The sequence below is a fragment of the Pseudomonas sp. KBS0710 genome, assembly GCF_005938045.2.
GTDB lineage: Bacteria > Pseudomonadota > Gammaproteobacteria > Pseudomonadales > Pseudomonadaceae > Aquipseudomonas.
Window position 1 is genome coordinate 132,039 of record NZ_VCCF02000001.1, and the last position, 24,924, is coordinate 156,962.

The window sequence follows — 24,924 nt, forward strand, 5'->3', positions numbered from 1 at the left end:
CGAGGTGGATCCATTCGCGAGCAAGCCCGCTCCCACATTCGACCGCTTTTCAAATTGGAAACCCGATCAAATGTGGGAGCTGGTTTAACAGTTGGTGCATGCTCTGAGTTGAAATCCCTCTCATGGTGCAAAAAACCCATTAATTTATATCCAATGCACCATTTAAATTCACAAAGGCGACATTTTGCGCTTTTCAGGTGCAACATGAGTTGCTAAGGTCCGGCTCAATCTCATTTAAAAACAATCAATTTGCCGAGACTTCTCCATGATCGAATCTGTCGAATCCTTCCTTTCGCGCCTCAAGAAACGCGACTCCGACCAGCCGGAATTCCACCAGGCCGTAGAAGAAGTCCTGCGCAGCCTCTGGCCGTTTCTTGAAGCCAACCCTCACTACCTGAGCTCGGGCATTCTGGAGCGCATCTGCGAGCCGGAACGCGCGATCACTTTTCGGGTGTCGTGGGTGGATGATCACGGCAAGGTTCAGGTCAATCGCGGGTTCCGCATCCAGATGAACAGCGCCATCGGCCCCTATAAAGGCGGCCTGCGTTTTCACCCGTCGGTGAACCTGGGCGTGCTCAAATTCCTCGCCTTCGAACAAACCTTCAAAAACTCCCTGACCTCGTTGCCCATGGGCGGCGGTAAAGGCGGCTCGGACTTCGACCCCAAGGGCAAGAGCGACGCCGAAGTGATGCGCTTCTGCCAGGCGTTCATGAGTGAGCTGTACCGCCACATCGGCGCCGACGTTGACGTGCCGGCCGGCGATATCGGCGTGGGTGCGCGTGAAATCGGCTTTTTGTTTGGCCAATACAAGCGCCTGAGCAATCAGTTCACCTCGGTGCTGACCGGCAAAGGCATGACCTACGGCGGCAGCCTGATCCGCCCTGAAGCCACCGGCTTTGGCTGCGTGTACTTCGCTGAAGAAATGCTCAAGCGCAACGGCCAGCGGGTGGAAGGCAAACGTGTAGCCGTCTCGGGTTCCGGCAACGTCGCGCAGTACGCCGCGCGCAAAGTCATGGACCTGGGCGGCAAGGTGGTTTCCCTCTCCGACTCCGAAGGCACCTTGTACGCCGAAAGCGGTTTGACCGAGGCGCAATGGTCGGCGCTGCTGGAGCTGAAAAACGTGCAACGCGGGCGTATCAGTGAACTGGCCGAGCGTTTTGGCCTGGAGTTCCGCAAAGGCAAAACCCCTTGGGAGCTGGCTTGCGACATCGCCTTGCCCTGCGCGACCCAGAACGAACTCGATGCCGAAGCCGCCCGCACGCTGCTGCGCAACGGCTGCATCTGCGTGGCCGAAGGCGCCAACATGCCGACCACTTTGGAGGCTGTGGATATTTTTATCGAGGCGGGCATTCTGTTCGCGCCGGGCAAAGCTTCCAACGCCGGTGGCGTGGCCGTGAGTGGCCTGGAAATGTCGCAGAACGCCATGCGCCTGCTGTGGACCGCGGGCGAAGTCGACAGCAAGCTGCACGCCATCATGCAGTCGATCCATCACGCCTGCGTGCATTACGGCGAAGAAAATGGCCGGGTGAATTACGTGAAGGGCGCGAATATCGCGGGCTTTGTAAAAGTCGCCGATGCGATGTTGGCCCAAGGCATCGTCTAAACCTCGGGCTCCACACGCAGCACCTCGATTAACTGATCGCCGACGGGGCGCTTCCACAGCACCTCGTCGCCCACTTGGGCACCCAGCAATGCGCGACCCAGCGGTGAGCCCCAGTTGATCAGGTGGGCATTGGCATCGGCCTGGTCTTCACCGACCAGTTGAATGCGCTGCTGCTCGTCCTGCTCGTTGGCAAAGGTCACCCAGCTGCCGATCTGTACCTTATCGGTGGAGGTGGCCGGTGCTACCACTTGGGCGCTTTGCACGCGCTGGTTGAAGTAGCGCAAATCGCGCTCAAGGTCTGCCAGGCGTTGTTTATCGTCCTTGGCGGATTCGAGGCTGTGTTCCTGCTGCAACTGCGCAACCTTGGCTTGCAACTGCGCCAATCCTTGCGCGGTGAGGCGGTTGGGCTGCTCACTCACCTGGCGCTCCACCGGCTGATCGGCCTGGGCGGCAGCGTTGTCTTCGTTTACAAAAGCTCGGCTCATGGTGTTCTCCCTCTATGGAGGTTGGGCCATGGTCGCCGCGTTTTAGTTTCGATGGATGTCTGCAAACGACCTATTGCGCGCGATAGGCGCGGGCGGCGTCACGGTCTTTTTCCTGCTGCCAGGCGCGTTCACGGTCATCCCAGTGATTGTCCTTGTAGTCGCGCAACTCCTCGTTCTCGCGCATGGCCTTGCACTGGCGAAAGCCATCTTCCCAGCCTTCGGCGTATTCACGGTCCTTAAGATAGCGCGGCACATTCTTGCGAAACTCCCCACTGATCACGCCAGCCGCCTGGCGACCACTGCTGCAACCATCATCAAAGCCATCGGCAAAGGCCGGAGGATAGCCCTTGGCGATTAAATCCTGATGGGTGGACTGGCAACCCGACAACCACACTAGCGCACACAGCATTACCGCAGACCGCCACATGGCGTACTCCCTGGCCGCTTTACGGCTGATAGGGGAAGTCTAGTCAGGGATTTGTCGGGGAGGCGTGAAAGAGGGGTGAGAAATGTGTTGAGTTAAAGGGCCATCAACGACGATTCCCTTTAACTTGCAGGACGTTTCCTAGAGAATCGCTGGCCTATTGTGCCTTAGGGTTTGGGGCACTAGTCTCCTGGCTCCGCTGTGAAAACAGCGGCCGGGTTTAGCGACCCGAACCATCGAGACTCATCCTCTTTACACACTTGGCAGGCGGTTTTTATACCTGTCGATATCGTGTTATGGCGGCTGTGCGCGGGAGATCTTCGGATCTGCCGGGTGTCTAGGTGACCGGTTCGCTAACCTGCGTACAGCTGCCACCCTTTCATGTTTAGCGACGTGCTCTGGTGGTCCTTTATCTCACTTAGTAGGTACACCATGTCTAAAGTCGTCCCCGATCCACCCCTGTCCTCAATCACCACCCTCGGCGTCGTCACCTTTGGCGACTACGGCGAAAACCAAAAGCCGCTGTTCCGCATCAATGCCGGCATGCCGATCGACGAAGCGCTGGAACACGCCTCCACCCTGCTTTTTTACTCAAAGAAACTCGCCATGGAAGCCGCCATGGACGTGCGCGGCGAACAATACGCCTGGGCCGCGCATTACCTGTGTGAAATGGGCAAAGCCGTCGTCGATGACCTCACCCAAGCGATGACGCCCGCCGCCTAAAGCCAGGCGCAGCCCTGTGGCGAGGGATATACGCGGGCCAAATGTGGGAGCGGGCTTGCTCGCGAAAGCGGTGGGGCAGTCAATGCATCATTACCTGGGGGACCGCTTTCGCGAGCAAGCCCGCTCCCACATTGGATCTTCGCCGGGTCTCAAAGATCAGTAGTGATACCACTTCACTTCAAGCATCACTTCATTCACCGGCGTGGAAAGGTGGCTGTACTCGCGCTGGGCGCTCAAGCGCAGGCCCAGGTTGCGCGACAACTCCCACTGCTGGTTCAGGCTGATGCTGCGCCGTACTTCGCCATTGGTGAAGAAATCACCCTTGGCCTCAAGGCTCAGATTCCCCAGCGGGTTTTTCCACAGCACACCGGTGTTGAACCCTGCAGCCGGGGAGATGGCTTCGCTGAAGTCGTTGTTATGCTCCACACGCACGGTGCCGAGGGCAAAACCCAGCATGTCGTCGGTGAGTTGCCAGGTGCCGCCCGCGCCGCCGTTGACGTGGGCGACCAGGGTTTCGTCGTCGTGTTTGCCTGGCACGCGCTCCAGGCCGCCGGTCACTTGCCAGGACCACGGTTGCAACAGCGCGTTGCGCGGGGTCAGGGAGCGGATAGTAGCCAGGTCCAGTTGCTGCAGTTGCCAGTGGTTGCCTTCGTACTGGCGCAGTTTCATTTGCAAAATTTCAATCTGCGCGCCCAGCGGGAAGCCTTCGGCGTTGTCGTTGAGGTCGTGGTAGGCCATGCGCAGGCCGTATTCGCCGAAGGTTTTGCTGCCGCGGGTGCCGATGCCGGCTTGCCAGGTGCGCGACTCGTGGCCGTCTTCGGGCAGGCCGGGGCGTTCGATCTTGAGGTCGGGCGCCGGGTTCTGGTTGATCGCGCGCAGCAGTTCGAAGCTGCGTTGCGAGCGTTCGGTGTCGCGTTCCAGGCCATTGGCGCGGTAGCGGCCTAGGCGATAGGCGGCGTCGATGATCAGCGCCTGACGTTCGCGGGGCAGGGCTTTGAAGGCCGGTTCCTGCAATTGCTTCTGGTCATCGCTGATTTTCAGCACCCATTGCTGCTCATCGCTATCCAAGGGTTTGGCACGTTCCAGCAACTCGCGCTCGCGGGACGGGCGGTAGTCGATCTTCTCCACCAAACCCGCTTCTTTGACGGCTTTGACGGTGTCGGTCGGGATGGCCGTGAGCGGGAATTGCTCGGTCAGGCGCAGGCTCGGGCGCGCCACTTGCAGCAGCTCCAGCAGGCGATAAGAGCAGTTTTCATCGAAGAAGAAGTAATCGAACTGGATCTGCTTGAGCTCCCACACGTGCTCGACCATGCGCTTGGTCTCGACTTCGGTGAGGTTCAGGCGGTATTCCCACAGGTCGCGGTTTTCGAGGCTGCGGTACTCCGAGAGTTTTTCCTGGTACGGCACCAGTGCGAACAGGCCGGGGTAGCCGCCCATCAGGCCTTTCCAGGCGTAGAGGATGCTGTTGTCAGAGCCTTCGATATAGGCACCGAAGTTGATCGCGTAGCTGAGCAGCGCGGTGTTGTTGCTCTGCACGTCAGCCTGGTCGATACGCAGCAACGTGTGGCCGAACATCGACGACGGGCTGTTGAGGTAGGCCGCCGGGAAGATCATCACCGCGCTATGGGGCGCGACATCCTTGAACCATTGGGTAAATTCCTTGCACTCCAGCGCGGGCAAATCGGTCAGGTTCAACTGATTCTTGAGCCAACGGGTACGTGCGGGGTAAACGCATTGGGCGTGTTTTTCGCCGAGGCTGGCCGGGGCGTACAGCGCATCCACGGTGGCCTGCAGTTCCTGGTCCGGGTGGTGGGCGCCATCGGGGGCGAGGAAGAACTTTTTGTCGCTGACATAACTGCGCCAGCCTTTGAGCTTGTCGGCTTCGTAATGGCCCAAAGACAGCCAGAACGGATCGTTGGCCAGTTGCTGCAAACGTTGATCATCAATATGCGGCGCCGCGTACAGCGGGGCGCAGGCGAAGAGTGCCAGCCAGGCAAAGCGTTTGAGCATAAGGGCAACTTAAGTCGGAAGTAGTGAGACCCAAAGGGGAGGCGGGCTCAAAAATAGAACCAAAAATAAAACCAGAAAATAAAACCCGCGCCTCGAAAGGCGCGGGCAAGTCGAGCTTAAGCCTGGGTTGCGTATTTGGCCAGGCGGGTATCGCTTTTCAGTACAGCCAGGGTGTTGTTGTGCACGTCGTCGGCGGTCACGTCAGCTTTGCTGAAGATCTGCTGGAAGTGCTCGTGGGTCACGGCCGCGAAGTGCTCGCGATCTTCCGGTGCAACGCCCAGTACCACCGCGTAGGTGGTCAGCGCTTCGCCGTTGCCTTTGGCCATGTCTTCGGACAGCTCGTTCATCATGCCATTCATGGCAATCCAGGACTTGCCGCCGTAGGTCAGGGCGCTGTTGGTGCTGCAGCCGTTGGTGCCCGAGGTCATGCCGAAGGTGGCGTTACCCGAGGTGCCGTTGGTGGTGGAAGCGAGGAAGTGAGCTGGAGTACCGCGCTGGCCTTCGAACAACATGTTGCCCCAACCGCAGTTCGGGCCACCTGGTGCTTCAGCCATTGCATTGAGGGAGACGACGGTGAAGAGAGTACCAAGAAGGATCCGTTTCATAGCTTTGTTCTCTTTGTGTGCAAACCAATGGACAAGGGTTCAGGCGCATCGCAGCGCCCTAGGGGCCAGTTATTAGTCCAACCCGCGCAGTTTGGAGTTTAGGCACGTTCCCAGGGTTCCGTTATTTTTTATAAAACAATCGGTGTTGTTGTCGAGTGTGGCAGCGATTTTTTTGTAGGACGCACGCCGTGTCTATGCTTTCCCACAGGCTCACCTTGCCAGAGCGCGCAAGCGAGAGCCAGAATGCCGTCATCTGCCCCGCCTGATGTAAGGAAGCCCGATGCCTGATCCTGTTGCTGCCAGCTTGCGTCTAGCGCCCGAAGCGCTGACTCGCCCTTTCTCCGCTGAACAGTTCAGCTTCTCGACCACCAATGATTTGGAGCCCTTTCGCGGTGTGCTTGGCCAGGAACGCGCAGTAGAAGCGTTGCAGTTCGGTGTGGCGATGCCACGCCCCGGTTACAACGTGTTTGTCATGGGCGAGCCCGGTACTGGCCGCTTTTCGTTCGTCAAACGCTACCTGAAAGCCGAAGGCAAACGCCTGCAGACCCCGGCGGACTGGGTCTACGTCAACAATTTTGATGAGCCGCGCGAACCGCGCGCCCTGGAATTGCCGGGCGGCGCTGCGGCGGCGTTCATCGCCGATATCAACGGCTTGGTCGACAACCTTGTCGCCACGTTCCCGGCCGTGTTCGAACACCCGACCTATCAACAACGTAAAAGCGCCATCGACCGCGCCTTCAACCAGCGTTACGACAAGGCGTTGGACGTGATCGAGCGTCTGGCGCTGGAAAAAGACGTGGCGCTGTACCGCGACAGCTCCAACATCGCTTTCACGCCGATGCTCGACGGCAAGGCGCTGGACGAGGCCGAGTTTTCACAACTGCCGGAAGTTGATCGTGAGCGTTTCCACACGGATATTTCCGCGTTGGAAGAACGCCTTAACGAAGAACTGGCCAGCCTGCCGCAGTGGAAGCGTGAGTCCAACAACCAACTGCGTCAGTTCAACGAAGAAACCATCACCCTGGCCCTGCAACCTTTGCTGGCGCCCTTGTCGGAAAAATACGCAGAGAACGCAGGCGTTTGCGGTTACCTGCAAGCGATGCAGGTGTACCTGCTGAAAACCGTGGTCGAGCAATTGGTGGATGACGCCAAGACCGACGCCCAGGCGCGCAAGCTGCTCGAAGAGCAATATTGCCCAAGCCTGGTGGTGGGCCACTCGGTCAACGGCGGCGCGCCGGTGGTGTTTGAGCCGCACCCGACCTACGACAACCTGTTCGGCCGTATCGAATACAGCACCGACCAAGGCGCGCTCTACACCACCTATCGCCAGTTGCGCCCGGGTGCGTTGCACCGTGCCAATGGCGGTTTCCTGATCCTGGAAGCCGAAAAAATGCTCAGCGAGCCGTTTGTGTGGGATGCGCTCAAGCGTTCCTTGCAGTCGCGCAAGCTGAAGATGGAATCGCCGCTGGGTGAGCTGGGCCGCTTGGCCACCGTGACCCTCAACCCGCAGATGATCCCGTTGCAGGTCAAGGTCATCATCATTGGCTCGCGCCAGCTGTACTACGCGTTGCAGGACGCCGACCCGGACTTCCAGGAGATGTTCCGCGTGCTGGTGGACTTCGACGAAGACATCCCGATGGTCGACGAAAGCCTGGAACAGTTCGCCCAGTTGCTCAAAACCCGCACCTCGGAAGAAGGCATGGCGCCGTTGACCTCGGACGCGGTGGCGCGGCTGGCCACTTACAGCGCACGGCTGGCGGAACACCAGGGGCGCTTGTCGGCGCGCATTGGCGACTTGTTCCAACTGGTCAGCGAGGCGGACTTTATCCGCCATCTGGCGGGCGACGAGATGACCGATGCGGGCCATATCGAACGTGCGCTCAAGGCCAAGGCCACGCGCACCGGGCGTGTATCGGCGCGGATTCTCGACGACATGCTCGCCGGGGTCATCCTGATCGACACCGCCGGTGCTGCGGTGGGCAAGTGCAACGGGCTGACGGTGCTGGAAGTCGGCGATTCGGCCTTCGGCGTGCCGGCGCGGATTTCCGCCACGGTGTACCCGGGCGGCAGCGGCATTGTCGACATCGAACGCGAAGTTAACCTCGGTCAGCCGATCCACTCCAAGGGCGTGATGATCCTCACCGGTTACCTGGGCAGCCGTTATGCCCAGGAATTCCCGCTGGCGATCTCGGCGAGTATCGCCCTGGAGCAGTCCTACGGTTACGTGGACGGCGACAGTGCGTCGCTCGGCGAGGCGTGCACCTTGATTTCGGCCTTGTCGAAAACGCCGCTCAAGCAGTGCTTTGCCATCACCGGCTCGATCAACCAATTCGGTGAAGTGCAGGCGGTGGGCGGGGTCAACGAGAAGATCGAAGGCTTCTTCCGCCTCTGTGAAGCACGCGGCTTGACTGGCGAGCAGGGCGCAATCATCCCGCAAGCCAACGTGGCCACGTTGATGCTCGATGAGAAGGTGCTGCAAGCCGTGCGCGACGGGCAGTTCCATATCTATGCCGTGCGCCAGGCCGATGAGGCGTTGAGCCTTTTGGTGGGCGAGCCTGCCGGTGAGCCGGACGAAGAAGGGCAATTCCCCGAAGGCACGGTGAATGCGCGCGTGGTTGAGCGCTTGCGTGCGATTGCCGAGATGATCAGTGAGGACGATTTGAAAGAGGCGGAGAAGGAGCTGGCGCAGCAGGCGTTGGCCGAAGCCAAGCCAACCTGATCTTTCGTCGCAGTGCAGTCAATGTGGGAGCGGGCTTGCTCGCGAAGGCGGTGTGTCAGTCAGTATCAATGTGTCTGACCGACCGCATTCGCGAGCAAGCCCGCTCCCACATTGGATCAGCGGTGTATCTACAATATCGGTAAATTCGCCACTAAATTGACTCCATTCTCTGGGACCAACGCCCGTTGGTCCCTACAACCTTGGTTTGTACTGGTTTTCTTCTATTCTGACGTTTAGGGATATCCACAGGAGTCGCAGGATAGAGACAGCCTCGCCACGTGATTGAGGCTGAATACCGATCTACCGAGGGTCGCCGCCATGCCGCGCAACCTTTGCCTTACCCGCCAATGCCTGGGCCTGGTCACCCGTATCGAATGCTCCATTCGCCCTCTCGCGGGGGATAACGGGATGTGGACGTTGTTGTTTGCTGCCGGCATGACCGGCGAGCAGCCGTCTACCGTCAAGTCCCAAGGCCCGTTTCATGGGCCTTTTGTGGCCGAAACCATTCTGGGCTCCATCGTCGATAGCCTGACATTGCATGGCTATGCGCTGGCTGATGACCCGCAGATCTGGTGCCTGCACCTGCAGGCCCATCTGCGACAACTCAACGGCGGGCGCTCGCACCCGGTCAGCGATACCCACCACTGAGGGTTACTTGCCTTCGGGCTTATCCAGCTTGACCTCAAAACCGTATTGCACGGTGTCCAGGTCGGTGCGTTGGTAGCTTTCCAGGCTGGTCGGTTGACCGTAGAAGTAATGCACGTCAAACAGCGCCGTGCCGTATTCCTCGGCGCGGTGGCTCACGCCGAGGATTTCCTTGAGGTACTTGCCGCTGGCGTCCTTGGCGTAGAAGCGCCAGCTGTCGGCCGGGAATTCCTTTTGGTCGACGATCAGCGCGTTGTCCTTGAGCGACAGGCCTTTAGGCAGCTTGCTCGCATCCAGGGTTTTTTTCTCGATGGTGGCCAGAAACAGCGGCACCGAGCCCACCACGAAGGCCGGGGTTTCCGGGAACAGGTTGAGGTCGTAGGTGAGTGTGCCGCTGCCGGCGTTCAGCTCGAACGCTTCGGTGGGCAGTTCAATCGGCTCGCCGCGCTCGCCTTTTTCATCCGCCGTGAAGAAGGTGATGGGCGCGTCGCTGTTGTTGCGATCAGCACCGACCAGGTCGTCATTGAACGTGAACGGGTGGTCAAACACGATTTTCGCCGCGCTGGCGTCTTCGGTCGACTGGGTGATGGTCACGCTTTTTTTCAGCTGGTCCTCGGTCATGGCGGCGTCTTTAAGCCAGCTGGCGGCGCTGTCGTCATACACGGTGACCGGCATCGGCAGCGCTTGCACGCTGCTTTGCAGGCTGTTCTTGTCGAAGCGCTGCACCGGCAGGTCCAGGTCTTTGCGGGTGAGGGTGGCGGTGGAGAAGTCCAGGACATCGACCTGCAGCGTGTCGATCAGGCCATTGAAATACACCTTGGCATAATGGCTGCTCTGTTTGTGCTCGAAGGCTTTTTGCTCGTCGGTGAGTTGCTTTTCAAAGGCATCCGACCAGGCCTTCTGCTTTTGCATTTCGGCCAGTTGTTTCTCGTAGAACGCCACTTGCGCGGCATTTTCGTTGATCGAACCCGAGCGGGTCAGGTACTGCCCGGTGCTGTCGCGGGCCTGCACCAGCAAGGGGTTGGGCGATTCATCGCCGACTTCCGGCGCCAGCGGTTCGCTGTTGGTCAGTTCGATCTCGGCGTAGTTTTTCTCAAGCAACAGCAGGTTAAGGGTGATATTGCCTTCGGTGCGCTTGTGCCCCACGTCTTTTTTCGACAGGTCGAAGGTCAACACCTTGCCCGGCGCGACCACCTCAACCGAGCCTTTGAGGCTGACGGGCTGCGGCTGGCTCTTGTTGTCGGTCTCGACGCCTTCGATAAACGGGTAGGTGACGGTCAGGTCATCGGGGTTGGTCAGGTTGGAGCTGCTGGGGCTCAACTGGATACCCGGGTCGGTTTCCGACCATTCCGGCTGGAAGGGGATGACTTTATTGTTGCTCAAGGTCACCGACTGCCATTCCAGGCCGTGGGGAAAGGGGAATTGGTCGGGGCTGTTGAAGCTGAACGGGAACACCGGCTGCAAATCAGTCAGGTAGTCGGAATGCGAGGCTTTGCGCAGCACGAACAGGCCATTGATATAGGTGTCGACCAAGGCCTGGGGCGTGGGGTAATGCGTGAGCAGGGCCAAAGTGTCTTCGCCGTATTCGGCTTCGATAGGCTTGTTGGCGAGCTTGACCCGCGCCCGTTCCAGCAACAGCAGGGAGCCGCCGAGGTCGGCGATGGCGTCTCTGAGTTTGGGGTCTTGAATGCTGTCCAGCGATTGTTCGAACTTTGCGGTTTTCTCTTCGAGGGTGGCCTGCTTCTGCTCTTCTTTCGGGGAGCAGCCGCCAGCCATCAGCAACACCGCACACAGGCCAAGGGTGGCCAAAGGGGATCGCACATCCGTCATCTGAATCTTCCTGTCCGACATCATCGAGCCGAGTGAGAGGACTCGACACTAGCAGAAAAATTCTCTTACAGATGCCGTACAGATCAGTTTTCTCGTGGTTCCAGCTGTTTGAAGGCGGCTGGTATACTCGCGGCCATTTTTAGCCTGGCTGTGTGAGATCTGATGGAACGCTTTATCGAAAATACGATGTACGCCTCGCGCTGGCTGCTGGCGCCGATTTACCTGGGGCTTTCCCTGGGGCTGCTGATTCTGGCGCTGAAGTTCTTCCAGGAAATCATCCACGTTCTGCCCAACATCTTCACCATGCTGGAATCGGAAGTGATCCTGTTGCTGCTGTCGTTGATCGACATGGCCCTGGTCGGCGGCTTGCTGGTGATGGTGATGATCTCCGGCTACGAGAACTTCGTCTCGCAGCTGGATATCGATGAGAACAAAGAAAAGCTCAACTGGCTGGGCACCATGGACTCTTCGTCGCTGAAGATGAAAGTGGCGGCCTCCATCGTGGCGATTTCGTCCATCCACCTGCTGCGCATCTTCATGGACGCCAAGAACATCGATCCGCAGCATTTGATGTGGTACGTGATCATCCACATGACGTTCGTGATCTCGGCGTTCGCCATGGGCTACCTGGACAAGCTCACCAAGCACTGATGTGCAGCGCCGGCCTTACTGCTCGACGAAGTAGTAAGGCTGGCGGTTGATCGCCATTTCCTTGATCACCGTGACTTTCTCGCTCAGCTGCTCAGTGCGGTCCAGCAGCGCCACGTTGCCCGGTTTCGCCGTGAGGTAACTGCGCAGCTCGGCTTCGGTTTGCAGGATCGGCAAGTAAGCCTGCAGGTAGAACACGCTGGCCCCGGCGATGCGCTCGTTGGGCTGGAACAGCACCACGTCTTTGCCTTGTGCCTGGTAGGCCTGTACCTGGCTGATCACCGGCACAAACGACTGGCGCACGTCGGCTTTGGGGGCAAACCAGAAGGCAGCCGCCAGATAGCAGGCAATCGCCAGGGTGAAAACGCCGCCGATCACCTTGCGGTGGTAGCGATAAATCGCCGGTTTATTGGCTTTAAGCCACTCCAGCAACACCCCGGCATATTCGGCTGCCAGTACGGCGGCAGCGGGCGTGAGTGCCATCAGGTAAACCACACGCTTGCTCGACGCGAGGGTCAGCAGCGTGAACTGCGCCACCAGCCATACGCTGAAAAACAGGCGGTAACGGTTACGCACCAGGCTTTTGCGAAAGTGCCACAGGCCCAGGTACACCAGGATGTTCCACGGCAGGAAAGCCTCGGGCAGCTTGGCGATGTAGTAATAGAACGGCTCGTAATGCCCGGCCTCGACGAAGGAGCCGCTGAAGCGCCCGACGCTGTTGGTCCACAGCACCTCAGCCACCGACTGCATACCGCCGCGCTGGAACAGGAAGCCCAGCCATATCATCAGCGGCACCAACGCCAGCAAGGTGAACAGCGCCGGCTTGAGCCAGTCTCCAAGGCGCAGGCGTTTATCCATCAGGCTGGTGCTGAGCAAATACACAAAAATCACAATGCCCGGCATCGCCAGGCCGAGCACGCCTTTGCTCAAGGTGGCGATGACCATGCCGGCGGTAAACATCGCCCAGGCCCAACCGCTTGAGCCTTCGCGATCCGTCCGCACGGCCTGGTAAAACCCCAGCAGCGCGGTGGTCACGCCGAGGCTGAGCAACGAGTCCTCGCCCACGCCGCGCACATTGCCCCAATAACTGGCCATGGTCGCCAGGATCAGCGCGGCGCAGAACGCCAGGGTTTGCGGCCGCCCGAACTTGCGCAGCATGGTGTAAAACAGCATCACACTGAACAACCCGGCAAACGCCGACGCCAGGCGCACGGCCCAGGTGGTGCCACCAAACAGGCGAATCGCGCCAGCATCCAGCCACAGGCTCAGGGGTGGTTTTTCCAGAAAGGGTTCGCGAAACAGGCGCGGGATCACCCAGTCATTGTCCAGGTGCATGGCCATGGCGATCCCGGCGACGCGGGCTTCGGTGGAGCCTTGCAGCTCATGGCCGCCCAGGGCGAAAAAGAACAACAGACCAGCGAGAAGAAGGAGCAGCAGAGGAGCGGGACGCGTCATGGTTCTGGCTACCGAAGCAGGGGACCGCTCGGGGGAGCGGCCGTGTTGATCGGTCAGTATATGTATCCGTTTCTTAACATTTCGTGAACGAATGTGGGGTTTTTGTAAGGCTCGTTCAGCCGCGTATTCAGGGCAGTTTCAAGCTGGGCAATGCCGCTTTGCCTTGTGTGGTGAGTACCGGCTGCAATTGCGCCCAAGTGAAGCTCAAGTCGTTGTCGCAACCGTCGCCCGTGGCGCGTGTGGCGAGTTGCAGGCCTTGGGTGTTGAAGCTCAGGTCGAAGCTGTCGTAGTCGGTGATTGCCGGGCAACCTTCGTCGGTGCTGGTTTGTTTGGCCAGCCAGGCGCGGAACCTGGCAGGCAACTTCACGTGCCCGGAGTAGACGTCATACCATTGCTGTTGGCCACCGAGCCAGGTCCACGGGTCGACGCGCTCGCCGGTTTGCAGGTTCCAGGAGTGCAGGCCCCAACTGATGCCCCGCGCACCAGTGCCCGCCGCCCAGCGATAAAACTTTACCGTGATGAATTGCGACGACCAATAGGTTGGCTCTACGTCGATTTCACTGGTGTAGCCCGAGCCGTTTCGCCCGAGGTACTCACGGCGCTCCTGAAAGTAGTCCGCCTGAGCCTCATCGCTGACAGCCAGGGCAGCGAGTTGCTGGTTGATCTTCCGGATCGCCGGGCTGTCACCCGCGAGCTTGATCGTGACCTGTGCGCCTTGGGCCTTGAGCAGGTAAGGGTGGTTTTCGAAGCTTTTCTTCTCGGTCTTCACCGGCAACGGCGCGGCTTCCATGGGCGCGTTGTAGGCATCGCTGCCGCAGCCGTCGGTACTGATGCGTTTCAAGGCCAGTGGCAGCGAGTTGGCGTCTTTGGCTTTGCTCCAGGTGCCCGCGAGCGTATCGCCCTGGGGTTTGCCCAGCGTCCACAACCCGGTATCGCCAGCCTCCACCCACGGCGCGTTGTCGCCGGCCTGGGTCAGTTGGATCGGCGTGAGAATACGCTGGTAGTAGTAACTGCCCTGCTCGCCGTCGGCGCCGTTGAAACAGGCGGTGATGGCGGATTTGCCCAGCGTGCCCTGCCATACGCCCGTGAGGTCGGTGGCGTTGGCGAGTAAGGGCGTGAAGGCGAGGGCGATGACGGCGAGGGGCTTGAGCACGGGTATCTGACTTCCGGTTGTCTGATAAAGGCTGTCAGGGTAATGGCAAGTGTGCGGGGATTCCATAGGGCGAGGCGTTGTGAGGCGACTCGCCGGTTTCCAGGCACTCAAGCCTTTATCGGATCTGCTTGCCCACATTAAACCGAAGCAACATCAGCGCCGCATCACAGGCATCGCCGGCAAAGTGGCTTTTGCTGAACGCCTGGGCATTCACCGTGGCCCCATCGAGCAACATCATCATGTAGGTCGCGAGGGTTCTCGCGGTCTCGGGCGTGTGGTGACGGGCTATCTCGTGTTCTACCAGCGCATGCAGTTTGTGCTTGTAGTCCAGGGCGATCTCGCGGATGTCGGAGTGCTCCGGGAACTCGGCCACCGCGCGGCCGAACAGGCAGCCGGCGAAGCTGGTGGAGCAGAACCACTGCCCGCGCCAATCGAAGATCGAAATGATCTTTTCTTCCAGGCTGGGCTTTTCATCCATGCGCGCTTTCAATTGCTCGATCAGGTGCGCCGAGCGTTGCGTCAACACGGTTTTGACCAGGTCTTCCTTACCGTTGAAATTACGGTACATCGTCATTCTGGCGACGCCCGACGCTTCGATGATCCAGTCAACACCTACGGGGTGGAAACCGTGCTGGGAAAACAGGCTGGTAGCAGTGTCGACGACATGCTGCTTCTTCGATACGGACAACTCGGAACTCCAGGTTCAAGTAGTTGGGATGGGCGAAAACCGTAACATTATGATATAGACCAGTCTATCTCAGTCTCGATTCGGTGTTTCGCCCATATGTCGCAAAAACTCAGGTAAAGCTCACGGTATCCCCGCCGTCTACGGCCAGTACCGTGCCGCTGATCATCGGGTTGGTGGCCAGCAGCAGCGCCGCCGAGGCGATGTCTTCCGGGCGGGCGATGCGTTTGACCGGGAGTGCCTGGCTGCGTTGGCGCATTTTCTGTACCAGTGCTTCGGGGTGCATGCCGGTGTCGACAAACCCCGGGGACAGCACATTGACGCGCACCGGCGAGAGTTCGCTGGCCAGCCCACGGGCAAAGCCTTCGATACCGGCATTGACCGCGCTGATCAGTGCCGTCTGCGGCCCGGCGCGCTGGGCAAAACGCCCCGAGACCAGGGTCAGCGAACCATCCTCGTCAAAAGGGGCCAGCCGGGCAACGTGGTAAGCCGCCCAGAACTTGCTGTCGAAGATGCGCTGCGCATCCTCCAGCGCAACGCTGCGCACCGGGCCGAACGTCAGCGAGGCGGCGGTGACAATGATGTGCTTCCAGCGTGTGGGCCGGGCAAAAAAGCGTTCCAGCTCGGCCGGCTCGGTGACGTCCAGTGGCACGGTGGCAACCTCGGCGCCGATGTCGTGCGCCGCCTGGCTTAGCCGTGCGGCACTGCGCCCGGCCAGGGTGACCGTGGCACCTTGCTGGTGGAACAGTTTGGCGATGGCAAAGCCGATACCGGCGGAGCCGCCGATGACCAGAACCTGGGTGTTGGACTCAAGCGTAGGCATGGCGGTCTTCCTCCTGTGGCAAAGAGTTTGCGAGCGGGTAATCGAAAATCAACATCTCGCACAGCGCACGCAAGCGCGGGCGAAAGCCTGCGTGCAACGGATGTTCTCGCCAGCCGGGGAGCACGGATTCATCGGTAAAGGTGAGGATAAAACCCTGGTCGTAACCCAGCGAACGGTCGCCGCTGTCGGCAATCACCTCCACCGCGACCAGGCCGGGCACATGGCCGGGAAAGCCGTGCAGTTCCTGCAACAGCGTCGAGACGGCCGGGGCGTCGGGGCTTTTGAGCAAAACGATGCGCTTATACATGGAGGTTCTCCCATTCGATCAAGTTGCTCAGGCGCGGGCCGCTGTCGAACTCGCACACCACGGTATCGCCGTGGCTAAGGTGGATGCCGGCGTCGGCGCTGTTGCGATCGGCGCCCATATAGAGGTAGATCAGCGTGCCGGGCAGACGCAGTGAGGGGTGCTGCCACAGGGTGTCGAACAGGTCATCGGCGTCATAACACAGGCACGAAAGGCCGGTGCTGAAACGCTGTTCCCAGTGCAGGTCGCCCGCGCGGTAGATGGAGGTGGTGCCCCTGATCAAGTCGGGCAGCGGCTGCCAATACAGCAGGTGGGAAATGGCGCTGGGCTGCAGCTTGGCGTAGGCCAGGTAGTTGCGCTTGGATTTGGCCAGGGCGATATCGGTAAGGTCATTGCCGAAGGTGTAGCCGATATAGTCCGGACGGCCGTTGTCGGCCACCAGAAACAGCGCCACCACTTCCGCCTCTTCACACGCCGACAGCGCGCCGCGACTCATGCGCAGCACGTCGCCGCTGCGCTTGAGCGTGTCGGCAAAGCCCTTGATAAAAAACGCCGGGCGCTCGTCGCTTTCCGGTGGTTGCGCAACTTTGCTCTGGTGGGTCAAGCCAAAGCCGCACACCACGCCCTGGCGCGGGTCGGGCGGCAGCAGGCATGGCAGCAGCTCAAAGCCAGCAAGGTCGGTAACCGTCAACGGCGCTGGCGAGTGTTCGCGCAGATACGCCAGTGGCCCACCGGGGAATTCGCGCGCCGGTGTGTCGCGCAACAGGGCATACAGATCGGATACCGGGTAGAGGCTGTACTGCCCCGTGGCGCTGGGGCTGGTGACATAGCGCTGGCCGTCCCGCACGCATTCAAAAATGATCGACATGGGCAAGCTCCTAGAGGGTCTTGATTTCAAGCAGGGCGGGTTTGCCGTGGGTTTGCATATAGGCCAGGCAGTCGGCGATTTTTTCCTGAATCGCCGCCGGGGTGTCGGCGCTGCCGGGGCTATAGAGGTCAAAGGTTTTCGCCAGGGCGACAAAATCCACTTCGTTTTCAAGGAAGCTGGTGCCCAGGTTGGACAGGTCGCTGGGCCGCTGGCGCAGGTCGGCAATGCGTTCGGCGTGTTGCTTGGAATTGAGGTAGAGGCGGTTATTGATCACCAGCACCAGCAAGGGAATGTCGTAGGCCGACAAGGTCCACAGGGCGCTCGGGGTATAGAGCAAGTCGCCATCGGATTGCAGGTTGACGCTCAGCCGGCCCGTGCCTTTATGGGCGACCGCCGCGCCGATGGCTGCACCCAGGCCATAACCCAGCCCGGCGCCGCCGCTCATGCCGATATAGGCTTCGCTGCGATCAATAGGCCAGAGCTGACGCACCAGGGTGTCGATGGTCACGCTGCCGGTGTTGGTGAGTACCCAACGCTGGTGCCCGATGGCTTCGTGGATGGCGATCAGCGCCTGGGCGATGGTCAGGCCATCGGCCGGTTGGATGACCTGGGCAAGCAACGCTTGGCGGCGCACCTGCTTGTGCGCCGTAATGCGCGCGACGCGTTCGTCCACCAAAGCGCGTGTCGTGCTATCGCGCTGTTCGGCGGATGCCTGCACCGCCTCGGCAATACGCGCGATGGAAGCGACCACATTGGCGTGCAGGGCCAGGTCGGCGCACACCAGTTTCTGGCTGTCGGCCACCCAACTGCTGATGAGCAGCGAGTGGGTACCCAAGGTGGCGATGTACAAACCTGAGTGGGGTTTCTGCCCCGAGTTGGCCAGCAGGCCATACAGGTCCTGGACTTCCAGGGCCAATAGAAAGTCGCATTCGCCCAGCAGGTGCGCATCATGGTCCTGGAACACCAGTGGGTGAGTGTTGGGCACGTTATAGCGGCCATTGCGGGAAATCACCGCCGCACCGGTGAGGCTGGCGATGCCCAGCAGCTGCTCGGCCTGCTGATCGTCGAGTGCGGCGTAGTCGATGGCGATGACGGGGTGCTGCGCGCTCATTAATTGGGTAACCAGTTCGGCCAATTGCTGATTGTCCAGCGCCGGCAAGCGTTCCGGACGCACCGGCCCGGCTGGCAGCGAGAGCCCGTTTGCCAATGACTCTTCCTGAACCGCACTGTCGATGGCTACATAACACGGGGCATGGGGCTCGGCGGCGCAGAGTTTGAGCGCGCGTTGCACCGACTCCAGGGTGGCGGCCTGGGACACCGGCATGTCCGTCCATTTGGTGTAGCCCGAGAGAATTTTATCGATGCTCTGGGATGTATGGATCCAGTCGATCCACGGGCGCCGCAGGGCTGCATCAATCGGGCCGTTGCCGCCCAATACCAGCAACGGCACGCGGTCGCACCAAGCGTTGAAGATGGCCATGCTCGCGTGCTGCAAACCGATATTGGCATGCACCAATACCGCCATGTGCTTGCCGCTGGCCTTGTAATAACCGTGGGCCATGGCCACCGAGATTTCTTCATGGCAGCACATCAGGATGGCCGGCACGGCAGGGTCGGGGTGATGCACCAGCGAGTCATGAATGCCGCGAAATGATGCGCCGGGGTTGAAGCAGACGTACTCGATGCCCTGGTTGATCAACAGATCCACAAGCAAATCGGAAAAATACTTCATCGCGCACGCTCCATGTGGTGGGGCAAATAGGTGTGTTGGTCTGCGCCGATGGCGCAACGGTACGGCAGTACGTGGGCGGTCAGCCGCCCGCCAAGGCCCGGTTGCATGTGGGCTGGCAAGTGAATGGCGTTGTGTTGCCGGTCTATCGCCGGCATGGGGTCGAGCAGGTGGTCGTCGAAGAAACGGTCGTGCTGGCCGGCCTCTACACCGATAAAGCCGTCAAAGGCCGCCAGCAGTGCGCGGTGGGCGGCAATCAGCGGGCCGACTTCAGCGACCTGCACGCCCAGGTAAACCGGCAAGCCCCAGCGGCGGCATTGCTCGAGCATTTTTGCGCTGCTGAGCAAGCCGCCGCATTTGGCAATGCGCAGGTTCACCGCATCCAGCGCCTGGTGTTGCCAGGCGCGTTCCAGGCTCAGAGCCGAGGTGACCGACTCGTCGAGCATGATCGGCACGCCATGCTTGAGGCGCGCCTGGTGGTAATCCTCCAGGCTGCCACGCGGCAACGGCTCCTCGAACAACGCCACGCCGAGCTCGCGAAACTGCGCGGCGCTGCTGTGCAGTTGCGCAGTTGACCAGCTCATGTTCGGGTCGACATACAGCGCCAGGTTCGGCGCCAGCGCCTTGATGCTGCCCAGGCGCTCTTTATTGGCCTGGGCATCGCCGGCCAGTTTGAGCTTGAGCGAGCGCAACGGTTTGCGCTGTTCGAGGAACGCCTGCACCGGTTGCGACAGGTCGAGCACCTGGGTGATGTTGACCTGGGCGGGCAGGGCGCGGCGTGCTGTTGTGGGTGCCTCGGTGATGCGCAGCAGGTAGGCGGACAGGGGCAGGCCGGCCTGTTGCGCGAGGGCGTCGAGCAGCGCCATCTCCACCAGGCAGCGGGTATTGTTGCCCAGGCTTGCATCGGCCTCGCCGGGCAGGCCGTGCTCATAAAGCGCACGGCCTCGGTCGATCGGGTCGCCGCTGGCCAAGGCTTTTGCCAGGTGCGCGAAGTCAAGGCTGCGCAGTTGGGCCAGCACCGACTCGCAGTCTTCGCCGGTCACGTAGCGGCGCGGCGCGCATTCACCGATCCCGGTGAAAGCACCGAGCGTCCAACTGAGCACCACACTGTCTGACGTGTGGCGTTGGTGGGCGCCATGCACGAACGGGTTGGCCATGGGCTGACGCACGAGGTAGACCTCAGGCGGCGTCATAGGCGTAGCGTCCGTTGGCTTTGACGAAGTCGGCGGTGAACTGCACGACCTGACCCATGGCCGGGGTAAAAAACAGGTAGTGCTTGTCCTGATTCACCAGCAGGGTCGAGCCGTCGCGGCACAGGCGCTGGAAGTGGCCGACGGTGGCATTAACGTCCACCAGCGGGTCTTTATTGGCGCAGATAAACAGGCTGGGCGCGTCGATAGGGCGGGCGTCGGCCGCCAGGTAAACCTTCTCCAGGGCCAGCAACTTCTTGCGTTCGCGATGCTGCAGGTGAGTGGTTGCCAGCGCGTCGTTACGGATAAATTCGACCAGGTGCGGGTTGGCCGTGAAGTCTTCGGCGTCGAGCCCCGAATCCCACAGGCTGTGCCGGTCGTCCAGGTCGATACTGGCGCGCTCCTGTTCACTTAAACGGTCGTGCATCTTGCCCAGCCACGCCGAGCAGATCACCAGATTGTCATAGGGCAATTGCGCGTAGCTGCTGCTTGCGATGGCCGCCAGCACCGACCCGCCCAGGCAGTGGCCGAACAGGCACAGCGGAATGTCGTCGGGCACTTCACGGCGAATGTGTTCGATGGCTGCCGCTGCATCTGCGTGCAGCGTGCGCACATCCGGGAAGCCATGTTTCTGGCCGCTGCTGATGCCGCAGCCTTCGCGGTCGAGGGCGTAAAACGCGATGCCCAGGTTGGCGAAGGCATTGCCCACCGACCATAGCCAGCCAGCGTGGCTCTGCAGGCCATGAAAATACAAAATGGCCCCTTGCGGCCGCTGCGGGCGCCAGGCGTGCAGGGCCATGCGCCGGTCTGCCTGAGCCAGGTGGTGAACTTCACGCGCAATGCTGTGTGCAAACAAGTGCATATTCATGAGTGCCTCTCAAGATCAGAATTGCTGGATGCCCAGCAGGGACAGGTCCGGTTGGAAGGGCTTGTATTTGATCTGCAGGGTTTTCCTCGCGGCCTTCTCGCGCTCGATGGCCATGGAGATCGCGTTGCCGGGCACCGTGATGACCTTGATCTGCCCCAGACGCTTGCTGGAGCGCTTGGACTCGTACTCGATATTGATCGCCTGCAGGTGCCCGTCGAGCAGTTGGCTGAGGGACTGCGACTCGCCGCACGACGCGCCGCCGGCCTCGATGGCGACGGCGTAGTAAGGGGTTTCGTGCCAGACCGGCGCGCACAGGTACAGCCCGGCATTGGGAATGCCGCACATCTGCACCGCTTCGTGCAGCTGGGTCTCGGTGATCTTTTCGCCGGTGAAGGAATGCATGACGCCGTTGCGCCGGCTGAAACTGATACGCGGCACGCCGCGGTAGTAGCCGTGCACGCGGTAGATATCGCCGGTGTACATGCGGACCATGCCGTTGCCCTGCCACATGACCAGGTGGTATTCGTCGCCTTCTTTGAGTTGGTCCAGGGCAACGGTTTCCGGTTGTGCCTGGTCGCGTACCAGTGCATCCATGTCCACCGACACGGGGATGAACTCAAAGAACGCCTGGTCCACCGCCAATGGTTGGCTGTCCTGGTCATCGTCGACTGGCAAGGTCACCACGCCTTCGGTACCGCACGACATGAAGGGCAGCACCTTGGCCTGCCCCATGATCCGCTCCAGCTGCGGCTTGTAGAGTTTGGCCGACGCCGCCGTCCAACAACTGAAGCGCTCAAGCCCCGGCCATACGTCGGTCAGTGACACCCCGTCAGCGGCGAGCACCGTCTCCAGCCGTCGCGCGGCAGCCGGGTCGGCGGCGCGCAGGAGGCTGCCGGTGTGGGCGCCGTCATGCAGGTCACGCAGCAGACGCTCGCGGTTTTCCAGCAGGCTGTGGTGCAGGGAGAGCAGGGTGCTGGGGTTGATGGCGGTGAGCAGCCTTACGTCTTCGCCCAAGGTCCACAGCAGCCGCGCGTACATCTTCTGTTCATGGCTGGCATCTTGGGTCGGCGTGAACCACGGGGCTTCGTACCAGGGCGGGTTCCAGTCGCCGCTGCCGATTCGCGGGTGGCGGTTGCTGATGGCCTGGTAGGGCAGGCCTTCTACGTATTCGTTACTCGGGTCACGCACGGTCTGGGTGTCCAGCGTGGCCCAGGGGTTGGCATGCAGCGCCGGGTAGTCATGGCCAAAAAAGCCCCACATGGCCTGGATGGCGGGCACCCGGTACTGGCGGATCCAGTGCAGCGTGTACGGAATGCGTTTGGACTGGCCGGTGGTGCCGCTGGTCTTGAGCCAGCGCACCACCGGGCTGCAGCTGAGTATCCCGCCTTTTTGCTGGCCTTCACGCACCAGGATTTCGCGGAACCCTTCGTAGGTCATGACCGGGATGTTGGTGCGGGTGATGCGGCCGTTGCAGTGGCTGACCTGAAAGCCGTTCTCCTTCCAGAACAGCGATTTCTGGCACACCGAAATGATGTCCTCAAGCACGTGTTCCTGCGTTTTGAGGGGTTTGTCGAGCCTTTCCAAATAGTTCGCTTGCGCTTGGGCGCATTCAGCTTTGAAGGTCGGCACCCTGCGTTCCCAATGGCCGATCCAAGAGTCCATCTTGCCCATGCGTTCGTCCTCGATCACGTGAAAGGAAAGAGAGACTGGTATGTCTCTGTTGTGAGTGTTTAGTCTCTCGAAATTTATGTGTCAATATGTTTCTTGTTATTGGATCCAATCATTCGGTTTGTATGACGAGATTAATCAAACCTTGTTTTTTGTGATCAAATTACTGTTATTAAAGGATTTTTATGTGTGTTTCGAGGGTGTCCTTTCGATGGGGAGGCAAAAATTAAATTTTATTTATTGAAATTTTGTGTTGACGGAGAAGCGTTAATTTGAAAATTATGTAGAACGATCAGTATCACAAGGAGAGCGATTCCATGGTTTCCAGGATCACGTTGGGTACTCAAGGGCTGCGTGTTGGCCGCATCGGCCTTGGCTGCATGGGCATGAGCCAGTGGTATGGCGCCACCGATGACAACGAATCGGTGCGCACCTTGCACCGAGCGTTGGAACTGGGCGTGGACTTCTTCGATTCGGCTGAGGCGTATGGGCCGTTTACCAATGAGCGGCTATTGCAGCGCGCATTTGCCGGTCGGCGGGAAGAGGTGGTGATTGCCACCAAGTTTGGCTTTCGCATCGTCGACGGCCAGATCGTTGGCGTCGACAGCTCCGAAGGCAATCTGCAAAAAGTCGTTGAGGCCTCCCTCAAACGGCTGGGCACCGACCACATCGATGTGCTGTATCAGCACCGGCTCGATCCCACCATTCCCATCGAAGAGGTGGTAGGCGCGATGGGGCGCCTGGTTGAGCAGGGCAAGGTCAAATACCTGGGTTTGTGTGAGGTGGGGACAAGCACGATCAAGCGCGCCCATAACACTCACCCGATATCCGTGGTGCAGGGCGAGTACTCGCTGTGGGAGCGCAATGTCGAGCAAGAGATCTTGCCGCTGCTGCACAACCTGGGCATCGGCTACGTCGCGTTCTGCCCCTTGGGCCGCGGGTTTCTGACCGGCAAGGCCGCCAGCGCCGCCCACTACGACGCCAATGACTTCCGCCAGCAGGACCCGCGTTTTCGCGAAGAAAACTTCACCGCCAATACCTTTCTGACCGAGTCGATCCTGGCGCTGGCCGGCTCCTGGTCGATGACGCCTGCGCAACTGGCGCTGGCCTGGCTGCTGACGCGCAGCCCGCACCTGGCGGTGATCCCCGGCACCAAGCGTGTGGCCTACCTGGAAGAAAACGTCGCCGCCGACGACTGCGCGCTCAGCGACGAACAGCTACAGGCGATCGAGGCCTTGCTGGGGCAGTGGGCAGTTGCCGGTGAACGTTACGAACAGCGAATGATGCAGTTCATCGACCGCTAGGCACTGCCAGGGAGGCCAGCCATGCAATCGCACCGCTTGCTCGACGAAACGGAACAGCGCTTTCACCAGAACTTTTTGCAACGTAACGGCAACACGCAGGTGACCTCGTTGCTGACGGTGCCTGGGTGTGTGGGCCCTGTGCAGGCGCGCAAAGCGTTCGCGCAATTGGTGGCGGAGTACCCGTTTCTGCACCAGAAGATTGTGCCGGTGGGCAGCGACCGGTACGGGTTCGTACCGGTCGACAATCACGTGCAGTCGTCGACCGGCACACCACCACCTTCGCGGCGTACCGATGTGTTGCTCAAGCTTGAATTGAACCGCTTGCTGGGGGATCAAGAGGGCTGGCGCGCATTAGTGGTTGCCGATGCCGAGATCAACCAGACCCATATTCTGCTGACGCGTAACCATGCGATCTCCGACGGCTACAGCACCGCCAGGCTGGTCAACAGCCTGGCCGGTTACCTGGCCGCGACGCCCGCGAGCCCTGATAGCCGGGTGTCACAGGCGTTCCATATCCGCCTGAAGTATTGGCGCGGGTCACCGCTTGAGACGGGTAAAGCCAGCTACGCCGATTTTGTCCAGTTGCAGGTCAGCCGCCAGGCCGCAGGACGCCTGGATCAACTGCGTGCGGCATCTGGCTTCACCACCAACGCTATATGGGGCGGGGTGCTGGCGCACAGTTATCTCAACTATGCGGATGTGCCGGCGTTCGATTTGTTCACCGCGTATTCATTGCGAGAGCCTGGCAGCCATGGCCATCCGCTGACCAAGGCCTGCCTGATCGACGTGCGCAGAACCACCTTTGCACGGCAAAACCCAGGCGTGCTCGGCTGCATTGAGCGCTATGCGCAGGCGGTCGCCGAGGGCCGCGCGGAACTGGGCGCACCCCCGACCAGTGCGGCCAACGACAGCCCGCGGCCCGCGCTGGCCTTTACCAATACCGGGCCGCTGGACCGCTTCTTGACTCACCCCGCGCCGGCTGTGCTCGGCTTTTCGACCCTGGTGAACCGCTCCGGCGGCAACTACGACTTCGTCCTGCACCTGGGCAGATTCAATGGCAACTGGCATGCGGCGCTGGCGTTCAGTTCGCTGAAAGTCGAGCGCGCTACGGCACTGGCATTCAAGGCGCAGATCGAGGCGACCCTGGAGTCGCTGCCGACTGCGCTACACACCTCCTGAGGAATT

Annotated in this window: 22 protein-coding genes; 7 read left to right on the forward strand and 15 right to left on the reverse strand. The window is 60.5% G+C overall.

The genetic code is table 11. The features are described 5' to 3' along the window. Positions 1–265: 265 nt before the first annotated feature. Positions 266–1,603 (forward strand): NADP-specific glutamate dehydrogenase, encoded by a 1,338-nt coding sequence (gdhA, locus tag FFI16_RS00610; RefSeq protein WP_138813767.1) that lies wholly within the window; start codon positions 266–268, stop codon positions 1,601–1,603. Here the strand turns inward: gdhA and FFI16_RS00615 are convergent. Both FFI16_RS00615 and FFI16_RS00620 read right to left on the reverse strand, forming a co-directional pair. Next, a complete protein-coding gene (locus FFI16_RS00615; protein WP_138813768.1) occupies positions 1,600–2,088 on the reverse strand; it encodes a GreA/GreB family elongation factor in 489 nt (162 codons plus the stop codon). The genes gdhA and FFI16_RS00615 overlap by 4 nt on opposite strands. A gap of 70 nt (positions 2,089–2,158) precedes the next feature. Next, positions 2,159–2,515, reverse strand: a complete 357-nt coding sequence (locus FFI16_RS00620) for a hypothetical protein (RefSeq protein ID WP_138813769.1) — start codon at positions 2,513–2,515, stop codon at positions 2,159–2,161. Positions 2,516–2,944: 429 nt separating this feature from the next. Between FFI16_RS00620 and FFI16_RS00625 the strand changes: the two genes are divergently transcribed. Further along, positions 2,945–3,235: a DUF3077 domain-containing protein gene (locus FFI16_RS00625; protein WP_065911146.1), complete on the forward strand. Its 291-nt coding sequence runs from the start codon at positions 2,945–2,947 to the stop codon at positions 3,233–3,235. 156 nt (positions 3,236–3,391) lie between these two features. Here the strand turns inward: FFI16_RS00625 and FFI16_RS00630 are convergent, their stop codons facing one another. Then, a complete protein-coding gene (locus tag FFI16_RS00630; RefSeq protein ID WP_138813770.1) occupies positions 3,392–5,245 on the reverse strand; it encodes a DUF4105 domain-containing protein in 1,854 nt (617 codons plus the stop codon). A 116-nt stretch (positions 5,246–5,361) separates the two neighbouring features. Then, positions 5,362–5,850: a DUF3015 domain-containing protein gene (locus FFI16_RS00635; protein WP_003215845.1), complete on the reverse strand. Its 489-nt coding sequence runs from the start codon at positions 5,848–5,850 to the stop codon at positions 5,362–5,364. A 280-nt stretch (positions 5,851–6,130) separates the two neighbouring features. Here FFI16_RS00635 and FFI16_RS00640 point away from each other — a divergent pair, with 280 nt between their 5' ends. Both FFI16_RS00640 and FFI16_RS00645 read left to right on the forward strand, forming a co-directional pair. Further along, entirely contained in the window at positions 6,131–8,569 is a 2,439-nt protein-coding gene (locus FFI16_RS00640) for a Lon protease family protein (protein WP_138813771.1), read from the forward strand. 318 nt (positions 8,570–8,887) lie between these two features. Further along, a complete protein-coding gene (locus FFI16_RS00645) occupies positions 8,888–9,217 on the forward strand; it encodes a hypothetical protein (RefSeq protein ID WP_138813772.1) in 330 nt (109 codons plus the stop codon). A 3-nt stretch (positions 9,218–9,220) separates the two neighbouring features. Here FFI16_RS00645 and FFI16_RS00650 read toward each other — a convergent pair whose 3' ends face one another. After that, a complete protein-coding gene (locus FFI16_RS00650; RefSeq protein WP_138813773.1) occupies positions 9,221–11,044 on the reverse strand; it encodes a hypothetical protein in 1,824 nt (607 codons plus the stop codon). Between the two features lie 162 nt (positions 11,045–11,206). On the opposite strand from FFI16_RS00650, the gene FFI16_RS00655 reads away from it, so the two are divergent. Next, positions 11,207–11,695: a TIGR00645 family protein gene (locus tag FFI16_RS00655; protein ID WP_056858242.1), complete on the forward strand. Its 489-nt coding sequence runs from the start codon at positions 11,207–11,209 to the stop codon at positions 11,693–11,695. A 15-nt stretch (positions 11,696–11,710) separates the two neighbouring features. On the opposite strand, the gene FFI16_RS00660 is transcribed toward FFI16_RS00655, so the two are convergent. The 10 genes from FFI16_RS00660 to FFI16_RS00705 all read right to left on the reverse strand — a co-directional run bounded on the left by FFI16_RS00660 (position 11,711) and on the right by FFI16_RS00705 (position 22,438). After that, on the reverse strand, positions 11,711–13,147 hold the full coding sequence (locus tag FFI16_RS00660) for a glycosyltransferase family 39 protein (RefSeq protein ID WP_138813774.1): 1,437 nt from the start codon (positions 13,145–13,147) through the stop codon (positions 11,711–11,713). Between the two features lie 127 nt (positions 13,148–13,274). Then, positions 13,275–14,300: a hypothetical protein gene (locus tag FFI16_RS00665; RefSeq protein WP_138813775.1), complete on the reverse strand. Its 1,026-nt coding sequence runs from the start codon at positions 14,298–14,300 to the stop codon at positions 13,275–13,277. A 115-nt stretch (positions 14,301–14,415) separates the two neighbouring features. Further along, complete coding sequence (locus FFI16_RS00670; protein ID WP_138813776.1) at positions 14,416–14,988, reverse strand: TetR/AcrR family transcriptional regulator; 573 nt, start codon at positions 14,986–14,988, stop codon at positions 14,416–14,418. Positions 14,989–15,097: 109 nt separating this feature from the next. After that, on the reverse strand, positions 15,098–15,808 hold the full coding sequence (locus FFI16_RS00675; RefSeq protein WP_138813777.1) for an SDR family oxidoreductase: 711 nt from the start codon (positions 15,806–15,808) through the stop codon (positions 15,098–15,100). Beyond that, positions 15,795–16,115, reverse strand: a complete 321-nt coding sequence (locus tag FFI16_RS00680; RefSeq protein ID WP_138813778.1) for a Dabb family protein — start codon at positions 16,113–16,115, stop codon at positions 15,795–15,797. Before FFI16_RS00680 ends, FFI16_RS00675 begins: the two co-directional genes overlap by 14 nt. Beyond that, on the reverse strand, positions 16,108–16,980 hold the full coding sequence (locus FFI16_RS00685) for a sugar transporter (RefSeq protein WP_138813779.1): 873 nt from the start codon (positions 16,978–16,980) through the stop codon (positions 16,108–16,110). The genes FFI16_RS00680 and FFI16_RS00685 overlap by 8 nt, the downstream gene beginning before the upstream one ends. Before the next feature lie 10 nt (positions 16,981–16,990). Next, the gene (locus FFI16_RS00690; protein ID WP_138813780.1) at positions 16,991–18,712 is read right to left on the reverse strand and encodes a thiamine pyrophosphate-binding protein; all 1,722 of its coding nucleotides are present in this window, start codon (positions 18,710–18,712) and stop codon (positions 16,991–16,993) included. Then, positions 18,709–19,902, reverse strand: a complete 1,194-nt coding sequence (locus tag FFI16_RS00695) for an enolase C-terminal domain-like protein (protein ID WP_138813781.1) — start codon at positions 19,900–19,902, stop codon at positions 18,709–18,711. The genes FFI16_RS00690 and FFI16_RS00695 overlap by 4 nt, the downstream gene beginning before the upstream one ends. Continuing rightward, on the reverse strand, positions 19,889–20,767 hold the full coding sequence (locus FFI16_RS00700; protein WP_138813782.1) for an alpha/beta hydrolase: 879 nt from the start codon (positions 20,765–20,767) through the stop codon (positions 19,889–19,891). Before FFI16_RS00700 ends, FFI16_RS00695 begins: the two co-directional genes overlap by 14 nt. A gap of 15 nt (positions 20,768–20,782) precedes the next feature. After that, a complete protein-coding gene (locus tag FFI16_RS00705; RefSeq protein WP_138813783.1) occupies positions 20,783–22,438 on the reverse strand; it encodes a GH3 auxin-responsive promoter family protein in 1,656 nt (551 codons plus the stop codon). Positions 22,439–22,752: 314 nt separating this feature from the next. Between FFI16_RS00705 and FFI16_RS00710 the strand changes: the two genes are divergently transcribed. Further along, the gene (locus tag FFI16_RS00710; RefSeq protein WP_138813784.1) at positions 22,753–23,739 is read left to right on the forward strand and encodes an aldo/keto reductase; all 987 of its coding nucleotides are present in this window, start codon (positions 22,753–22,755) and stop codon (positions 23,737–23,739) included. A gap of 21 nt (positions 23,740–23,760) precedes the next feature. Beyond that, positions 23,761–24,918, forward strand: a complete 1,158-nt coding sequence (locus FFI16_RS00715) for a hypothetical protein (protein ID WP_138813785.1) — start codon at positions 23,761–23,763, stop codon at positions 24,916–24,918. The last annotated feature ends 6 nt before the right edge of the window (positions 24,919–24,924 follow it).